Origin of the sequence: Nostoc sp. (assembly GCF_036918245.1) — a bacterium.
GTDB lineage: Bacteria > Cyanobacteriota > Cyanobacteriia > Cyanobacteriales > Nostocaceae > Nostoc.
In genome coordinates, this window is sequence record NZ_JBALEF010000097.1 from 34174 (window position 1) to 49628 (window position 15455).

Annotated in this window: 15 protein-coding genes and 1 pseudogene; 4 read left to right on the forward strand and 12 right to left on the reverse strand. The window is 39.7% G+C overall.

Features of this window, described 5'->3' with window-relative positions:
• The first annotated feature begins 320 nt into the window (after nucleotides 1–320).
• Nucleotides 321–959, forward strand: a complete 639-nt coding sequence (locus V7L12_RS28115; protein WP_335089388.1) for a histidine phosphatase family protein — start codon at nucleotides 321–323, stop codon at nucleotides 957–959.
• 5 nt (nucleotides 960–964) lie between these two features.
• Here the strand turns inward: V7L12_RS28115 and V7L12_RS28120 are convergent, their stop codons facing one another.
• The 6 genes from V7L12_RS28120 to V7L12_RS28145 form a co-directional block, all read right to left on the reverse strand.
• Nucleotides 965–1423, reverse strand: coding sequence for a hypothetical protein (locus tag V7L12_RS28120; protein WP_334819705.1), 459 nt, complete (start codon nucleotides 1421–1423; stop codon nucleotides 965–967).
• 19 nt (nucleotides 1424–1442) lie between these two features.
• Nucleotides 1443–1862, reverse strand: a complete 420-nt coding sequence (locus V7L12_RS28125) for a type II toxin-antitoxin system VapC family toxin (protein ID WP_335089390.1) — start codon at nucleotides 1860–1862, stop codon at nucleotides 1443–1445.
• Nucleotides 1859–2149, reverse strand: a complete 291-nt coding sequence (locus V7L12_RS28130; protein WP_335089392.1) for a hypothetical protein — start codon at nucleotides 2147–2149, stop codon at nucleotides 1859–1861. The genes V7L12_RS28125 and V7L12_RS28130 overlap by 4 nt, the downstream gene beginning before the upstream one ends.
• Nucleotides 2150–2196: 47 nt before the next feature.
• Nucleotides 2197–2427, reverse strand: a complete 231-nt coding sequence (locus V7L12_RS28135; protein ID WP_335089393.1) for a hypothetical protein — start codon at nucleotides 2425–2427, stop codon at nucleotides 2197–2199.
• Between the two features lie 262 nt (nucleotides 2428–2689).
• On the reverse strand, nucleotides 2690–4651 hold the full coding sequence (locus V7L12_RS28140) for a tetratricopeptide repeat protein (RefSeq protein ID WP_335089395.1): 1962 nt from the start codon (nucleotides 4649–4651) through the stop codon (nucleotides 2690–2692).
• Nucleotides 4626–5642 carry a CHAT domain-containing protein gene (locus V7L12_RS28145; RefSeq protein WP_335089397.1) on the reverse strand — a complete coding sequence of 339 codons (1017 nt, stop codon included), beginning with the start codon at nucleotides 5640–5642 and terminating at the stop codon, nucleotides 4626–4628. The genes V7L12_RS28140 and V7L12_RS28145 overlap by 26 nt, the downstream gene beginning before the upstream one ends.
• 160 nt (nucleotides 5643–5802) lie before the next feature.
• Here V7L12_RS28145 and V7L12_RS28150 point away from each other — a divergent pair, with 160 nt between their 5' ends.
• Complete coding sequence (locus tag V7L12_RS28150; protein WP_335089399.1) at nucleotides 5803–6930, forward strand: succinylglutamate desuccinylase/aspartoacylase domain-containing protein; 1128 nt, start codon at nucleotides 5803–5805, stop codon at nucleotides 6928–6930.
• 221 nt (nucleotides 6931–7151) lie between these two features.
• On the opposite strand, the gene V7L12_RS28155 is transcribed toward V7L12_RS28150, so the two are convergent.
• A complete protein-coding gene (locus tag V7L12_RS28155) occupies nucleotides 7152–8234 on the reverse strand; it encodes an ATP-dependent 6-phosphofructokinase (protein WP_334819172.1) in 1083 nt (360 codons plus the stop codon).
• A gap of 429 nt (nucleotides 8235–8663) precedes the next feature.
• On the opposite strand from V7L12_RS28155, the gene era reads away from it, so the two are divergent.
• Both era and V7L12_RS28165 read left to right on the forward strand, forming a co-directional pair.
• On the forward strand, nucleotides 8664–9638 hold the full coding sequence (era, locus tag V7L12_RS28160; protein WP_335089401.1) for a GTPase Era: 975 nt from the start codon (nucleotides 8664–8666) through the stop codon (nucleotides 9636–9638).
• Nucleotides 9639–9720: 82 nt separating this feature from the next.
• The gene (locus V7L12_RS28165) at nucleotides 9721–10398 is read left to right on the forward strand and encodes a response regulator transcription factor (protein WP_335089403.1); all 678 of its coding nucleotides are present in this window, start codon (nucleotides 9721–9723) and stop codon (nucleotides 10396–10398) included.
• A gap of 491 nt (nucleotides 10399–10889) precedes the next feature.
• Here the strand turns inward: V7L12_RS28165 and V7L12_RS28170 are convergent, their stop codons facing one another.
• The 5 genes and pseudogenes from V7L12_RS28170 to hemN all read right to left on the reverse strand — a co-directional run bounded on the left by V7L12_RS28170 (nucleotide 10890) and on the right by hemN (nucleotide 15406).
• Entirely contained in the window at nucleotides 10890–11066 is a 177-nt protein-coding gene (locus V7L12_RS28170; RefSeq protein ID WP_335089405.1) for a hypothetical protein, read from the reverse strand.
• A 53-nt stretch (nucleotides 11067–11119) separates the two neighbouring features.
• Complete coding sequence (locus V7L12_RS28175; protein ID WP_335089407.1) at nucleotides 11120–11860, reverse strand: DUF3891 family protein; 741 nt, start codon at nucleotides 11858–11860, stop codon at nucleotides 11120–11122.
• A 432-nt stretch (nucleotides 11861–12292) separates the two neighbouring features.
• Entirely contained in the window at nucleotides 12293–12985 is a 693-nt protein-coding gene (locus tag V7L12_RS28180; protein WP_335089409.1) for a manganese catalase family protein, read from the reverse strand.
• 170 nt (nucleotides 12986–13155) lie between these two features.
• Nucleotides 13156–13417, reverse strand: a pseudogene (locus V7L12_RS28185) (GlsB/YeaQ/YmgE family stress response membrane protein).
• A 606-nt stretch (nucleotides 13418–14023) separates the two neighbouring features.
• The gene (hemN, locus tag V7L12_RS28190) at nucleotides 14024–15406 is read right to left on the reverse strand and encodes an oxygen-independent coproporphyrinogen III oxidase (protein ID WP_335089411.1); all 1383 of its coding nucleotides are present in this window, start codon (nucleotides 15404–15406) and stop codon (nucleotides 14024–14026) included.
• Between the last annotated feature and the right edge of the window lie 49 nt (nucleotides 15407–15455).

The window sequence follows — 15455 nt, forward strand, 5'->3', positions numbered from 1 at the left end:
TTCTCAAAAAATTTTAGAATTTAGATATTATATAGCGATTAATTAGTTCGAGCAGATTTAAAACTATTCTTTTAAAATTTATAATGATAAGCATCTAGACCAATAGTTGGGACTTTCTACACATAACCCCAACCGCATAACTGTTGATGATGTTAGCAAAGTAGCGTGATGTTCAACACAGGCCTAGCTGCGTTAACTTTGCCAAATCTGAAGATTATTCCAAATATCATGAAATTGTAGTAATATAGCACGGGCATTAACTATCTTCAGCTATATCTGCTTGTTAGCGCTCTTAAATTCACAATCGATGAGAATATACCGTGAGCCTAACTCTTTATTTCCTCCGTCACGGACAGACAGAATGCAGCCGCAATAATTCCTTTTGCGGTTCAATAGACTCAGAACTTACTCCAGAAGGCTTGGAGATGGCAAAGGCTTTTGCAGATACATATAGTTCTATGGATTGGACAGCAATATTTTGTAGTCCAATGCGGCGAACTGTGGAGACAGCAAAACCTTTATCTATATCCATAGGGATGGAACCACAACTTAGAGATGGTTTGAAGGAAATTAACTATGGCTTGTGGGAAGGAAAAACCCCAGAAGTAATTAGCCGTGAATATCATGATGATTATATTCGTTGGTCAGCAGATCCGGCTTGGAATGCGCCAAATGGTGGAGAAATGGCGGTTACAATTGCTTCTCGCGCTTTGCAGGTAATTGAAGAAATCAAGCAAAATTACAGTAGTGGCAATGTTTTAGTTGTTTCCCACAAGGCAACTATCAGAATTATTCTGTGTAGTTTACTAGGGATTGATGTGGGACGCTTCCGTTTTCGTTTAGGATGCCCGGTTGCTTCGGTCAGTATTGTAGAATTTACCTCACATGGGCCGTTATTAAAAGTTTTGGCAGAGCGTAGTCATTTGGATGAGCGGTTGCGAAATTTACCGGGGACATGAGGGAGTTAGGAGTTATTATTTTTCCCTTGCTTTCCTTCACTCTCTGGCTCAGTATATTTGCATAAAACATTTATTCCAATTTTCAAAATATATAACACGACAATTGTGGCGATCGCACCATCAATCGGAATTCCATGCACTGCTGCAACCGCAACCAGGGAGCCAATGATGCTGTTGAACAAAGAAGAACTACCAGGGTTATTGGTGTATTCTTTGATTTTGCCCCGTAAACCATCATCACCACAGATTTCCGCGCGGATTTCGTCGAGGGTCAGCTGCAAAATAGATTTTTTGCCCTTACTATAATCTGTTGTGCCGACTTTCTCTTGCCAGAGTGCATCAAAACTCGCTTCTAGATTCCCGTTGTGGTGCTGTAGGGTAGTCAGTGCTTTTTGCGCTGGGGTGTCGTTTTGGAGAAGTTGCCGAAGTTCTTGGATTTCGACAGAGGTTAATTGGGCATTCATATATATTTGACTTAATTATTTATGGAGTATTTGTTAGTTCCTGAGTTAACTCATCAGGTGTGATAATTCTGGGAGTAGCAATTGGAAAATCTCTAGGATTGCGAGTAATAATAGCATCGAAGTGATTGAGTACCGCAGCGCTGTATTGAATAGCGTCTTCAAAATCTTTAAAGTTAGCAGTTAATGCCATGTTGATTGTGGTACTGTCTACTGTTGCGACTTGACAGAAGGTTACAATTCTATTTAAAAGGGATAGAGCAGATGCTCGACCTTTATCTTTCCGAATGATGTAGTAGAGGTCACTAAAAGTAGAAGCAGAAAGATAACCTTCTATTTGTTTTTGATAAATAAATGAGAATACTTGTATAGTATTGCTGTAAAAGGGATGGCGTTCAAGAGCAAAATACAAAATTATATTAGTGTCTAGCAAGACTCTCACAGATTATGTTTCTCCTTCAAATATTCCCATTTGGCTTGGTTAGGGTCAAAATCTGAAGGAGTCGGCTCTGTACTTTCCAACCACTCTTTCAAAATGGGTATAGAGCATTCCACTATTCTTTTTTGCTTTTCAGGCTGGGACTGAGTTTGATTTTCTCTAGAACTTTCCAAGGATGGAACTGGTTGCAAAATAATCACTTCTACCGTTCCTGGAGCAATATTCAGAGGTTCGTTAATAATTAAATTACCGGATTCATCAATTGTTGCGTTTAGCTTGTAGGCTTGCATATTGGTTTTCCTCATCTATATATAATTAAATAATATTTCAGGCAATTTTACAGATTATGTTTCTCCTTTAAAGCTTCCCATCTGGCTTGGTCTGGGTCAAAATCAGAAGGCGTAAGTTGTGTTTTTTCAAACCAGCCTTGCAAAGCTTTGATTTTTGTTTGTCTTTTCGGCTTCTCTGGCTGTGACTCAGTAAAAGTTTCCAAGGATGGAACTGGCTGCAAAATAGTACTTGAATCAACGATCGCAGTTATAAGTGAATGTCTTGTCGTCACCAACATTACAACATTAAGTCTTAAGGTTACGACATTAAGTCTTAAGGTTACGACATTAAGCCTTAAAGTTACGACATTAAGCCTTAAGGTTACGACATTAAGCCTTAAGGTTACAGCATTAATCACCAGCATTATAAGATTAAGGCTTAAGGTTACGACATTAAGCCTTAACATTACAACTTTTTGACAAAAGCTTATGCGATCGCTAGCAATGCTTAAATAAAACTTATGAATGATTTGACATTGGCAATAAATCTTGCACTGCACCCTACGACTCTGTTTCTAGCCTATCTCGCGCTGTCCAAATTGCCTCGCGCACCTCTCCAGCGCACTCTTCACCCGTCGCCTCGCGCCAAATGTCTTGAAACTGGTTTTCTCCTAACTGCTGGAGCATACGGGCTAAGTAGTTAATCAGCAAGTCAACCCACTCTTTGTAATGCTGCAAATCTCTAATTAAGGCTTGCACATAAAGTTTCACTGCTTCAGTCGAACCTGATTGGTCTTCTGCAATATTGCCCAAGCTCATCAATGCTAATGGAATTTTATACCAATCTTCAAATTGTTGAAAAATTTCAAATGCTTTTTTATAATAGTTAAACGCAACCTCAAAGTTTTCTTGCACCTGTGCTAGCATTCCCAACAAATAATAGTCATCCGAAGCTTTGTACCATTCCTGTCTCTCTTCTCTAATTTTCAGAGATTTTTGAGAATAATCAATTGCTTCCTTAAACAGATGTTGGCGTTGTGCTAGAATAGCTAATTGATGATAGACAGTAGCAGCTTTATCCGAGTTTTTTGCATTTTCAAAAACTATTAATGCTTTTTTGTAATAGGCAAAAGCATCATCATACTTCTGTCTGATTTGAGCTACCTGACCTAGTTGCAGATATTCATCGGCTGCGTTATACCAATCTTTTGCATCTTCGTAAATCTTCAAGGCTTTCTTGTAATAATTGCTTGCTTCCGCAAACTGTCCTTGTAAATATATAATGCTTCCCAGTTGATGATATACAGCCGCAGCCTGATGTAAATCTCCAGAATTTTCATAAATATTTAGGGCTTTTTCAGAAAAAATAATAGCTTCACGGTATGATCGCTGCTCTCGTGCTATTTCACCCATTTGATAGTATGCATCTGCTGTTTTGTATAAATCTTTAGCATCTTCGTATATTCTTAAAGCTTGTTGTGAATAATCTATTGCTTTCTGGAATTGCTTTTGCAATTGGGTAATCCTACTCAAATTTAAATAAATACCAGCCGCTTTGTAAAAATCTCCAGATTCTTCCCTAATATTCAATGCTCTTTCGTAAGCAACAGTCGCTGCAGCCAAATCTCCTAGCCCGACAGCTACACCTGCTAAATTATTATTTAAAGTTGCGATACCGTCATTTACGGAAGAATTTTTTAATGCTGTCAATTCATCTAAAATTTCTTGATATATTGCTCTTGCTCTTTCCAAGTCATTAATAGCCAAAGCTTCATTAGCTTCGTTGTTACGCAAATACATCCACAGATCAAAGGCTGCGTTACCTTTTTCCTTTACCTGTTTCAAGTTTATGCCGATCTGCTTAAATGCTCTCTGCCGCAGTGAGTTAAATTCTTGTTTACGGCCCCATCGCTTATATATCTCTCCCAAGACCGTCAAAATTAACTGAACATTACGCCAATCCTTCTGTTGTTCAGCAAAGCGTAGGTTTTTTAAAAAATTCGGTTCTTCTATTCGCAACATCACGCTAGTACTGTCAGCATTGCTAATTAGCTGTTCATCATAGTGTTCTGCCAATGCAGTATAAAAAACCAGTAAATTTTTTTCAAGTTCCAGAATGGCTGCTTGAGTGCTTTGGTCATTTAGGCGTTGGCGCAGATACCAAGGTAATGCAGGGTGAATTATATAAACTGTTGAACCTAGATGTTCTAATATGCCTGTTTCTGTTGCCTCGTCAAGAATCAATTGCCAATCCCTAGCTTGCACATTTTCGCCAAAAATATCTCTGTATATCTGTCCATAGTCACTATCTGGATTTGCTAAGAAAATACTAAGCCAATAAGCATAAACCCTCTCAGAAAACAACGCCAAAAATGGTAAATGTTGGCGTGTACGTTCCGACAACTTCGCAAAAGAATAATCCAACGACACCGTTAACGACTTATCTCTACCCTCCTCCTCTGCACCCTGAAAAGCATCCAACCCCCGCCGCAACGCCTCAATTAACTGCACAGGTGTCTGCATCTTTAAATGCGGCGATACATTCTCCCCTGACTAATTCCCCATACAACCGCCCAATAAAGTGTTCTGCACCTTTGGCGTAAACTGAATACGCCATCGCTACCACAGCCTTTGCCCCCAATTTCACCAACTGTCCCGCCACAGAAGAAAAAGCTTCTTCCCCTACTTGTCCAGACTTGCAAGCATTCAGCACAAAAATAGGCACGCGACAATCTGTTAAATATTGGGCAATTTCCCTAGCACTGACAGCTTGCTCATTTCCCTGTTCATCCTCAAAGACTAAAACTCCCTGTGTTTCGCTGTCAAAATTCCCATGTCCATCAAAATGGACGATATGATAAAAACCCTTATTCGCTTGCAGTTCTGCTTCAAATGCTTTCAAGCTAGGGGGACGCAATACCTTAAGATTGACTCGCTGTCGTATCGGTTGCAGCGCCGCCAGCAAAGGACGAGCAATGGTTTTAAACCCAACGTCTTGCTCATCGTAAGGGCGGGCAATAACTAGTAAAATATTCAGTTGGTCATTGGGCATCGCTGGCAATGGTGCTTTTACGCCCTGACTGCTGAGACTGCGATACATCCCCGCCAGTGAAGGTGCAAGAAATTGATAGTCGGGTGAATATAGCAACTCCCAAGGCAAATTCAGCACGTTGGCGTTATCGGAAATGATGCCTAGTTCACAGTTATCTAGCCCTTCCCGTGTCGCTTCCTGAAAAAACTCTCTTCCTTTCTCTGTACTGCGAAATACTAGCTCAAATAGCTGTTGTCCCCAATGCTGTAATTTTTGTTCGATTTTTACAGCGTTATCTGGAAAAATCCCGTAAGGGAACTTCAGATAATCTTCTAAATACCAGCGCAACTCAGCCGCGTTTTCTTTATCGAAGGGTTGCTGGAAGGCGACTTCTGACGCAAAACGAGGACTTTCATATCCGCGTTGCCAAGAAAGTTGGATTTTGTCGTCTTGATGCGTAATCCGCAACCAATTCTGCGCCATAGCTACCGCCAACACTAGTTAATGTGATGCTACCTTATCCTAGTCATTCACGCAGAGGTTAGCTGATTACGCAAATGAAATCAGCAAATTCTATTGGGTTAGGCTTTTAATTCAGTACACATACAGCGATAATTTACTCAAATCATCACCGAGTTATTTCATGCTGCCAGTTATTGAAAGCATTGTATTACGTCAAATGGCTTCGGGCGATCGCCTCTACTTACAACTATACAAATTCATCGGCGCTCAACCTGGTAAAAAGGTTTACATTCAATCTAATCTCCACGGTGCAGAAATCGCTGGCAATGCCGTTATTCACCGGCTAATTGAGTTTTTATTAACAATAAATGATACAGATTTAGCTGGAGAAATTTGGCTGGTTCCCGTTTGTAATCCAATGGGGACGAATGAACGCGCTCATCATTTTTCTCCTGGACGATATTGCATTTACGAAGCAAAAGACTGGAATCGCATATTTTGGGATTACGAGAAAGAAGCTGATGATTTAGTAGCTTTTACTAAATCTCAACTTCATATTGATATAAAGGTCGTTCGACAAAATTATTTAACTATAATTAAGCAACAATTTGCGAAGATTTTAGAAAAAATTAATTCTCCTAGTGCAGTGCCATACACTGAGCTTTTTGGCTATAAGCTACAAAATCTGAGTTTAGATGCAGACTACTTAATTGATTTACATAGTTCTACAAATCAAGCGTTAGACTACCTTTATTACTTCCAACATCGAGAAGACAGTGCAAAATACTTCCTACTTGATTTTGGAATCTTGCTTAATAAATATGATGGTGATGCTTTTGATGAAGCTTTTATCAAACCTTGGTTAGCACTGGAAGCTTGTTTTAAAGAGTTTGGTAGAGAAATCAAGTTTGATGTGGAAGCTTGGACACTGGAGTTGGGAACAGGAATGCAAATGAACCCTGATTCAGTTGCTAAAGGTGTACGGGGTGTGAAAAGTTATTTAGCCCGAAAAGGTGTACTGCAAATTCCTAATTTATCAGAGGACACAAAAACCCATAAAATGAGTTTTGCATCTAGTAGCAATCGGAAGAAATATTATGCGATCGCAGGTGGTATGATTCAATCCAGAATCGAATTAGGTAGTTTTGTAAAAGCTGGAGAAAAATTGTATCAAATTCTCAGTTTTAATAAAGTAGGTAAGTTACCGAGTGTAATTGATGTCTGCGCTCAACAAGATGGATTAGTTTATGATGTCGCAACTAATCAAGCTGTCAATGAAGGCGAATTTGTATTGGGAATTATTAGTTAATGCGATGTGCGACTTATTTTTGGAACCCCTCTCCAAACCTCTCCCCGAAACGGAGAGAGGCTTTGATTCTTGCTCCCCTTCCCTACAAGGGAAGGGGTTGGGGGTTAGGTTTAAGATAAAGTTGCACACGGCATTAGTTAGTCATTTGTCATTTGTCATTAGGAGTTTAGAGTTTTTTAACTTCTCACTCCTCATTCCTCACTCAGCACTCTTCACTCACTTTAGTCTCCCAAATAAATACTCATACCACGAGCAGTTTTAACTAAAGTACCACTGGGATCGACGGCGCTGTATTGAGCGATCGCTTCTGTAATTGGTACACTTAATACTTGGCGATTTTGCCATGTCACCATGCGATCGTATTTACCTTCGGCAATTAGATTAACCGCCGCTACGCCAAAGGCGGTTGCAACTAATCTATCCAGTGGTGAAGCAGTTCCACCCCGTTGAATGTGTCCTAAAACGGTGACTCGCGTTTCTACATCAATATGCTGAATAATTTCATCGGCTAAATATTCGCCAATTCCTCCGTATCGAGATTGACCTAAGCGATTTGTAATCGTCACATTTTCGCCGCCTTGGGTACGAACTGCTTCGGAAACAATTATCAAACAATAATTTTTGCCTTTATCTTGGCGTTCTTTGATTTTGTGGCAAATATGCTCAATTGTGTAAGGGATTTCGGGAATTAAAATTACATTTGCTCCCCCTGCAATTCCCGCAGCTATTGCTATGTGTCCGGCATCACGCCCCATTACTTCCAAAATCATGACTCGGCTATGACTTGCAGCAGTAAAATGTAACCGATCTAGTGCTTCCGTGGCAATATTTACTGCTGTATCAAAACCGATAGCGTGTTCGGTAACGCCAATATCGTTATCAATAGTTTTGGGAATACCTACTAGATTAATACCGCCTTGTTGAGCGAGGCGACGTAAAATTGCCAAGCTACCATCGCCACCAACACCAATCAAAGCGTCTAAACCTAGTTGATGATAACCTGCAATGATTTCTTCGGAGCGATCGCATAAACTTCCATCCGCCATTGGAAAGGCAAAAGGGTCGCCTTTATTGGTTGTCCCCAACATTGTGCCACCCGCAGTTAACAACGAGTCAACTCGATCAACTTCCAGCTTGGTGAATTGTGGCGGACGCGCCATTAATCCTAGAGTCGCTTGACGAATTCCTAAAACCTCCCAGCCGTAAGTATTTACAGCACAATTTACTACAGCCCTAATCACAGCATTTAAGCCAGAACAATCACCTCCACTCGTAAGAATTCCTATGCGTTTGGGTTCTCCCACATCTTTTATTGACATTTTGATCCAAATGTATATATTAAGTAGTCGATGAAACTTAAGCCCAAGTTAGCAGCAGATTAAACCTAAGCAAAAGTTCTCCCTGTCAATGCCAAAGTAATTTTATGTTTGTTTTGTATCTAAAAACAAAACTAAGTCTAAGAATTCAGCAATTTCTGAGCCAGAAGTCAGAATTTATCTAGGTTTGGGATGATTACCGATGAAATGAGGTAAACTTGGAGTTTAATTTTTTTAATATTCTAACTACTGAATTCTGACTCCTGAATTCTACAACTAAGGTTATCTCAGCTGTAAAATATAAGTGTAGAGCCAGTAGTAGATTAAACCTCGGCAAAAGCAATCCCTAAAAATGCCAGGGTAATTTTATGCTCGTTTTGTGTCTAAGAAAAAACCAAGTTATCCCAGCTATAAAATATGAGGGTGGAGCCAAAGGTGACTAGTATTGAAAATTACACTTTCTCTTTGTCAGGAGAAGTAACAATCCCCCAGGCTCCTCCTGAATTTAAATCAGGTTTTATCGGCATTGTTGGTCGTCCAAATGTCGGTAAATCTACTTTAATGAATCAATTAGTAGGACAAAAAATTGCCATTACATCACCAGTAGCACAGACTACACGCAACCGTTTACGCGGTGTATTAACTACACCAGAAGCGCAGTTAATATTTGTAGATACGCCAGGAATTCATAAGCCCCATCATCAATTGGGCGAAGTATTGGTGCAAAATGCCAAAATTGCGATTGAATCGGTAGATGTAGTGTTATTTGTGGTAGATGGATCTGTGGCTTGTGGAGCAGGCGATCGCTACATTGCCGAATTGCTTAGTCGCAGCAAAACACCAGTAATTCTGGGTGTGAACAAAACCGACCAACAACCGGCTGATTCTCAGTTTCTAGATGATAGTTACGCTCAGATGGCCCAGTCTCATGAATGGGAAATCGTGAAATTTTCTGCCAAGACTAGTACAGGATTACCGCAACTTCAAGAATTATTAATTGAACATTTAGAAATTGGGCCATTATATTATCCTCCAGACTTGGTAACTGACCAGCCAGAACGCTTTATTATGGGTGAATTAATCCGAGAACAAATTTTATTATTGACTCGTGAAGAAGTACCCCATTCAGTTGCGATCGCTATTGACCTAGTAGAAGAAACTCCCAGCATTACCCGTGTACTTGCTACCATCAACGTCGAGCGTGATTCCCAAAAAGGCATACTCATCGGCAAAGGTGGAGCAATGCTCAAAGCAATTGGTAGTGAAGCCCGCGAACAAATCCAAAAGTTAATCGCTGGTAAAGTTTACCTTGAATTGTTTGTGAAAGTTCAGCCAAAATGGCGACAGTCGCGGATTAGTTTAGCAGAGTTAGGGTATCGCGTGGAAGAATAAAATAAGTTGGTCATTGGTCAATTGGTCATTGGTCATTGGCAAGCAAAAAAAGCAAAGGACAAATGACTCTTAATTAATAAAAATGTCTTTAGATACTCACTATCCCTTAAATTTACCCGTCAATGCTCCGCCATTGCGTGTGTTAATTGTCGAAGACGATCCGATGATGCAACTGGGATTAGAGCAATCGTTAATGGCTCATCCTCAGTTGGAGATTGTTGGACAAGCTGAAGATGGTTATTTAGGAGTTCAAGCAGCACTGCAACTGAAACCTGATTTGGTGGTTATGGATATTGGATTGCCGCGATTGGATGGCATTGCCGCAACACAGCAAATTAAGGCGGCGCTGCCAGCAACTCATGTGGTGATGTTGACATCTCATCAAACGGAGACAGAAATTATTGCGGCACTATCTAGCGGTGCAGATGCGTATTGTATAAAAGGTGCAAGTGTGGAAAGATTGTTAAGTGCGATCGCAGCCGCAGTTGATGGTGCAGCCTATCTCGATCCCCAAATTGCACGGCGAGTAATTGATAATCTCAAACCGCCTTCACCCACCACCAACACTGCCAACTTATCTGGGCGCGAGTTAGAAGTGTTAAAGCTGATGGTAGACGGCTTGAGTAACCCAGAGATTGCCCAAAAACTCTATCTCAGTCCTAACACCATCAAAACTCACGTCCGCGGGATTATGAATAAATTAGCAGTGGACGATCGCGTGCAAGCAGCAGTCGTTGCATTGCGTTCTGGTTTGGTTTGATTATCTTATCTGGCGATTGCCACACCTTTTGCTTTCAAGTTAGCACGAATATTTAATCCCATTTACAAGTAGAGACGTACATATATATGTACGCCTCTATGGCTGATTAATTTGTTGCCAAGATGTTTGAAAAATAGTCTACCTCAATGCATTTCAGTTAAAAGAGTTTGAGAATTCATTAGGGTCTACATTAGCAGGAAATAACAAAATTTCTTTGCCTTCTAAATTTGCCTTATGGTGAAGCAAAATTGCCTTTTCCAAAGAACAATATTTAATTGGAACCCATCTATCGCTATAAAAGTAGACAGTTACTCGGCTCATTGCATACTCTTTCAACAGCAGTGGAAGAGACCAGGACGAGTCCACAGTTTGAACCTTACCTGTTGAGTCCATGCTTTGAACCTCAGTGATTAAGTATATTTACTTTCACTGATCACAATGATTTAAAGGAACTATCATAAGTAATAATAATCTGTCTTAACAGTACATCTTTAGATAAAAGTTAAAATAATTAAAACTGCTCTCACGCCCTTGGCACTAAATACGATCGCTACTTCTTGTGTCTCAGCAGCTTGGGTTATATCTACAGCATGACCCCCTAAAATAGTCGTTACTGAGATCGCCATTACAAAAATAAGTAGGAATTTGATAGAAGAGTGCGATCGCATAACCTAGTTTTCTTACAGCAATTTTCAGCTAAATAGCTGTAAGCTGTATGCATCTAACTCTTAACAAATGTCCACTCTAGTACCTTGATCGGGGCTTCTTGTAGTACTTGAGATAATTCAGTGCTGCTCTCAAATTTCACTTGGGAGAGGTCGCAGGCTTCGACGTTGACCGTGAATTTATCGTCCTGGAAGGGCCAGGGTTTGACAACAACCAAGTTATCACTGCGCTGCATGATGTCATAGCGCTTACCTTCAGGGCCCTTGCTAATTTCTAAAAACCGCTCATCGTCAGGTAATTCTTGCTGACAGAGAATAAGCGAAAGGCGATCGCACCATTGCATAAATGCATAGGCTGCATCAACTTCCTCCTTTTTGATGCCCAGTTCTTTACGCCAACGTTGCTGGTTTTGAAGTTGCTCGTCTAAAAGTTTGTCTAATTTTGAAGACTTACCCCGGCTTGGCTCATTTAAACGGCTGATGTGCATAGAAATTAATAGAGCCACCCATCGTCCACGGTAAAGGGCATTCTTTGCCAAATTAGCCAATTTATCGGCACCAGCATCTACATCGGGATTTGACTCAAGGGTGAAGTCCTTTGGCGCACCCGCTTCAGTCAGAATATCTTCTTCCCACTCTTTTTCTAAGTCATCATGATGGGAAATTGCAGCTACCGTTTCATATAATCTTACTGGCGCATTTTTACGTTGCCATTGTCCCGCTAGTTCAGCTGCTAATAAAGCATGGGCACGATGATAAATAACTTCCCAACCAGTTGGCGTAGCGTTGACAATCACAAGTCAATCTCCTGATTCTGAGTTTTGATTTTGAATTGAATTAATTTTTGAAGTCAGAAATGTCGAGGTAGAAATTGAAGCAGCGATCGCTCTAACTGTCTCAGTGTCGCTGAATATTTAATAGCTATAGCTATCTTCAATTAAGTGTAATACCCAAATACTTACAGCTATTTTCAGGTAAATAGACCAGGCGGTAGGGGGGCAAGGCCTTGCGCCCCTACGACAGGTGCGGTTTATATGAAAACTGCTGTAAAGAAAAATCCCGACCTCTTAGAAAAGTCGGGATTTTTTTGCTTACTAATTGGAGCTAAACAGCCCAACATTTTCTAAAGAGGTAGGCTATTTGCCCACCAGTTTATTGGGAGTTGTTCAGAATCTACCAAAAATCTCTTTGCTCAAAATCAACCTGTATTCTAACTGCAACCTATGCAATTAAGAGTGGCTTTCTAGCGGATTAGCAACGTATTTGAACGTAGGCTCAGAATTCCAAGGCCCACGCTCATCTTTACCATCTCCGTCTGTAGATAGGTTGTAGTAGAGAGCAACAGTTTCATCTGGCTTAACATTACCAAAGAATGGATCTGTCAACTTACCTAGCGAATCTAGAGCTTTCATAAACATCTGGGTATGAGAAATTTCTCGTGTTAACAGATGGACTAAAGTCTCTTGGGTTCCTTTATCGGTTGCCAACTTAATCAATTCTTCGTAAGTCTGACGAGCGCCAGCTTCGGCTGCAAGGTTAGCTCTTAAATCACGCACTACATCTCCACCTTCATTCAAGTAATTTGCAGTCCAAGCATTACCTTGACTATCTAGAAAATGAGGCCCAACCCCTCGAATTGCAAAGAGAGTACTTTTATAAGCCTCTGTTTGATCAACATTTTTGGTATGACCTTCGATAAGCTTCCCAACCATTTCTAAATGGCCGAATTCCTCGATCGCAATGTCTTGGAGCATGTCTTTAATGCCAGCATTTTCGACATGGAATGATTGTACCCAATATTGAAGTGCTGCACTAAGTTCTCCAGTAGCTCCGCCAAACTGCTCTAAAAGTAACTGAGCAAAACGAGGGTTTGGTTCACTAATGTTAACTGCATGAATAAGCTCTTTCTTGTGAAAAAACATAGATTTACACTTCCCAAAGTTATGATGTTACACAAAGGATCGGCTATTTTACTGTCTCTTAGTTTTTCCCAAAAGAGCTAGTCTAACCTTTAATAGCTTCTCAAATTGGTGAACTAAAAGACCGATAAAATAAAGTGGTTAAGTCAGTGTTGATAACTGTCAATTAGCGATTAGGCATTCCTGCTTCTTCTAATTAATCCCCATAGATAAATAGCAACAATTGCACCAAGCACAGCTACTATAATACCAGGGTAGAGTTAAACCAGCGCCAGCCGAAGTAATTTGCAGAGTTCCTGTTCGTAGCAAGGTAAACAGACTTCCACCGACGAAAGTACCAATGATACCCAAAATCATTGTGGAGAGAATTCCATCACCTTGATAGCCAGGATAAATAGCTTTAGCAATCGCACCTGCCAAAAGTCCTAAAACTATTCAAGCAATAATACTCATAACCGCCTCAACAATCTTACTTATATCTAAGCTATCAATTCTAATTCCAATTTCTTTCTACCAGATGGGGTAAATGCTAAATCCAAAAGTTATACAAAATGATTTACATCCAAATTAGATGAGAATTGCCATTTTTACATTGTAATATTAAACGCAATTATTTTGCATATTTAAGTTAAAAGTTGTTAAAAACATATTATTACACATATAATTATTTTCTGCAAAACTAAATATTAATTGATTAATTCATTTATTCTCTTTTATCTCTATCTTAAGACATAAAGTTTATCTCTAACTTTTTGGGGATACATTAAAAATTTTTATTTTAAAATTTTTGAATAATTTCGTTATAATTCATCATTACTTATCTATATCAATAATTAACCAAGCTTTTTGCACATTTTTTATTTAACAAGTTTATTTAAATTGCCTTTTGACTGCCTATCACGCTTGCGCTGCCCTTCATGCACCACACAAATAAGTTCAAAAATAAAATCGGATTGCTATGGGCTTAATAATATCCCCTCAACTTTTATTTCTAAGGTAGATTGAGGGGATAAGATGTAGTAAAGATTTACAGAAGCGATATCAAATAGCGCGGGAGAATTTTGTCTCTCGCGTTCTTGTATAAGTATCAAAGATAACAGCAATGTTTCTTACTAGTAATCTACCGATGTCGGTAATCTGGATCTGATTTTTTGATAAACTGACTAGACCATCGGCTTCTAGTGGTTTTAATGCCTCTAGTTCCTCAAAGAAATATTCATCAAAACTGATATGATATTTGTTTTCAACATCTTGCTTGTAAAGCTGAAAATGAGACATAATACCCATAATCACATCCCGTCTGATGATATCATTCTGAGTGAGTTTGATACCTTTACTAATAGGTAAAGTACCTGCTGCAAATGTCTGATAATAATCCTTTAACTCCTTGTGGTTTTGGGCATAAGCATCTTCTAACATACTGATGGATGTTGCACCAAAACCAAATAATTCTGTCTCAGCGTGGGTAGTGTAGCCCTGAAAATTGCGTTTGAGAGTGCCATTACGTTGAGCGATCGCTAATTCGTCATTAGTTTTAGCAAAATGATCCATCCCAATAAATAGATATTGGTTATTCGTCAATTCTTCAATGGTCATTTTCAGAATCTCTAACTTTTCCTCTGCTGGAGGTAGCGCCTCTTGAGGAATATTTTTTTGCGTCGGTTTTAGCCACGGGACATAAGCAAAGTTAAAGACGACAATTCGGTCAGGATCTAATTCAATCGTCTTTTTCAGCGTCTCTTGAAATGTCTCACGTGTTTGATAAGGTAAACCATAAATTAAGTCTACATTCACACTTTCAAACTTAGCTTCTTTGATCCAATTCATGACATCAAAAAGCATTTCTTCTGGCTGGACACGATTGACAGCTACTTGAACTTGGCGATTAAAATCCTGAATGCCAAAACTAATACGGTTAAATCCAATCTGTTTCAGAAAGAAAATGTAGTTTTTATCGATATAGCGGGGATTAATCTCAATTGAGATTTCTGCTTGGGGATCGATGTTGAAATAGCGATTGATGTTTTTCCATAAAAATTCTACTTGGTGAGGCTCCAAGTAATTAGGAGTACCACCTCCCCAGTGGATTTGCAGCACTTTTCTATCTGGGTCGATTAAAGCTGCGGTGTTTTTAATGTCTTGAACCAAAGACTCCACGTAAGGTTTAGCAATATTCTTGTTGTTGGAAATTACTGTATTACAGCCGCAGAAGTAGCAAGCACTTTGGCAAAAAGGGATATGGAAATATAAAGAAAGAGGGGTTTTGCGTTGATTCGATGCTGCGATCGCGGCCTTAAAATCAGTTTCAGTGAATGTTTCGCTTAACTCTGTAGCGGGCGGGTAACTGGTATATCTAGGTGCGCGAGTGTCGTACTTTTGAATCAAATCCAGATCAAACTTGACATCAGGTAATAGAAAAACCATTAAGTTGCTTTCCAATGAATGAAGGGAGTAGCTAGAGACGCGATGATTA

Coding starts and splice junctions, on each gene's coding strand:
- V7L12_RS28165 (WP_335089403.1), top strand. CDS start 9,721: ATGTCTTTAGATACTCACTATCCCTTAAATTTACCCGTCAATGCTCCG.
- V7L12_RS28145 (WP_335089397.1), bottom strand. CDS start 5,642: ATGGCGCAGAATTGGTTGCGGATTACGCATCAAGACGACAAAATCCAA.
- V7L12_RS28170 (WP_335089405.1), bottom strand. CDS start 11,066: ATGCGATCGCACTCTTCTATCAAATTCCTACTTATTTTTGTAATGGCG.
- V7L12_RS28180 (WP_335089409.1), bottom strand. CDS start 12,985: ATGTTTTTTCACAAGAAAGAGCTTATTCATGCAGTTAACATTAGTGAA.
- V7L12_RS28140 (WP_335089395.1), bottom strand. CDS start 4,651: ATGCAGACACCTGTGCAGTTAATTGAGGCGTTGCGGCGGGGGTTGGAT.
- hemN (WP_335089411.1), bottom strand. CDS start 15,406: ATGGTTTTTCTATTACCTGATGTCAAGTTTGATCTGGATTTGATTCAA.
- V7L12_RS28130 (WP_335089392.1), bottom strand. CDS start 2,149: ATGCAAGCCTACAAGCTAAACGCAACAATTGATGAATCCGGTAATTTA.
- V7L12_RS28150 (WP_335089399.1), top strand. CDS start 5,803: ATGCTGCCAGTTATTGAAAGCATTGTATTACGTCAAATGGCTTCGGGC.
- V7L12_RS28120 (WP_334819705.1), bottom strand. CDS start 1,423: ATGAATGCCCAATTAACCTCTGTCGAAATCCAAGAACTTCGGCAACTT.
- era (WP_335089401.1), top strand. CDS start 8,664: ATGAGGGTGGAGCCAAAGGTGACTAGTATTGAAAATTACACTTTCTCT.
- V7L12_RS28135 (WP_335089393.1), bottom strand. CDS start 2,427: ATGTTGGTGACGACAAGACATTCACTTATAACTGCGATCGTTGATTCA.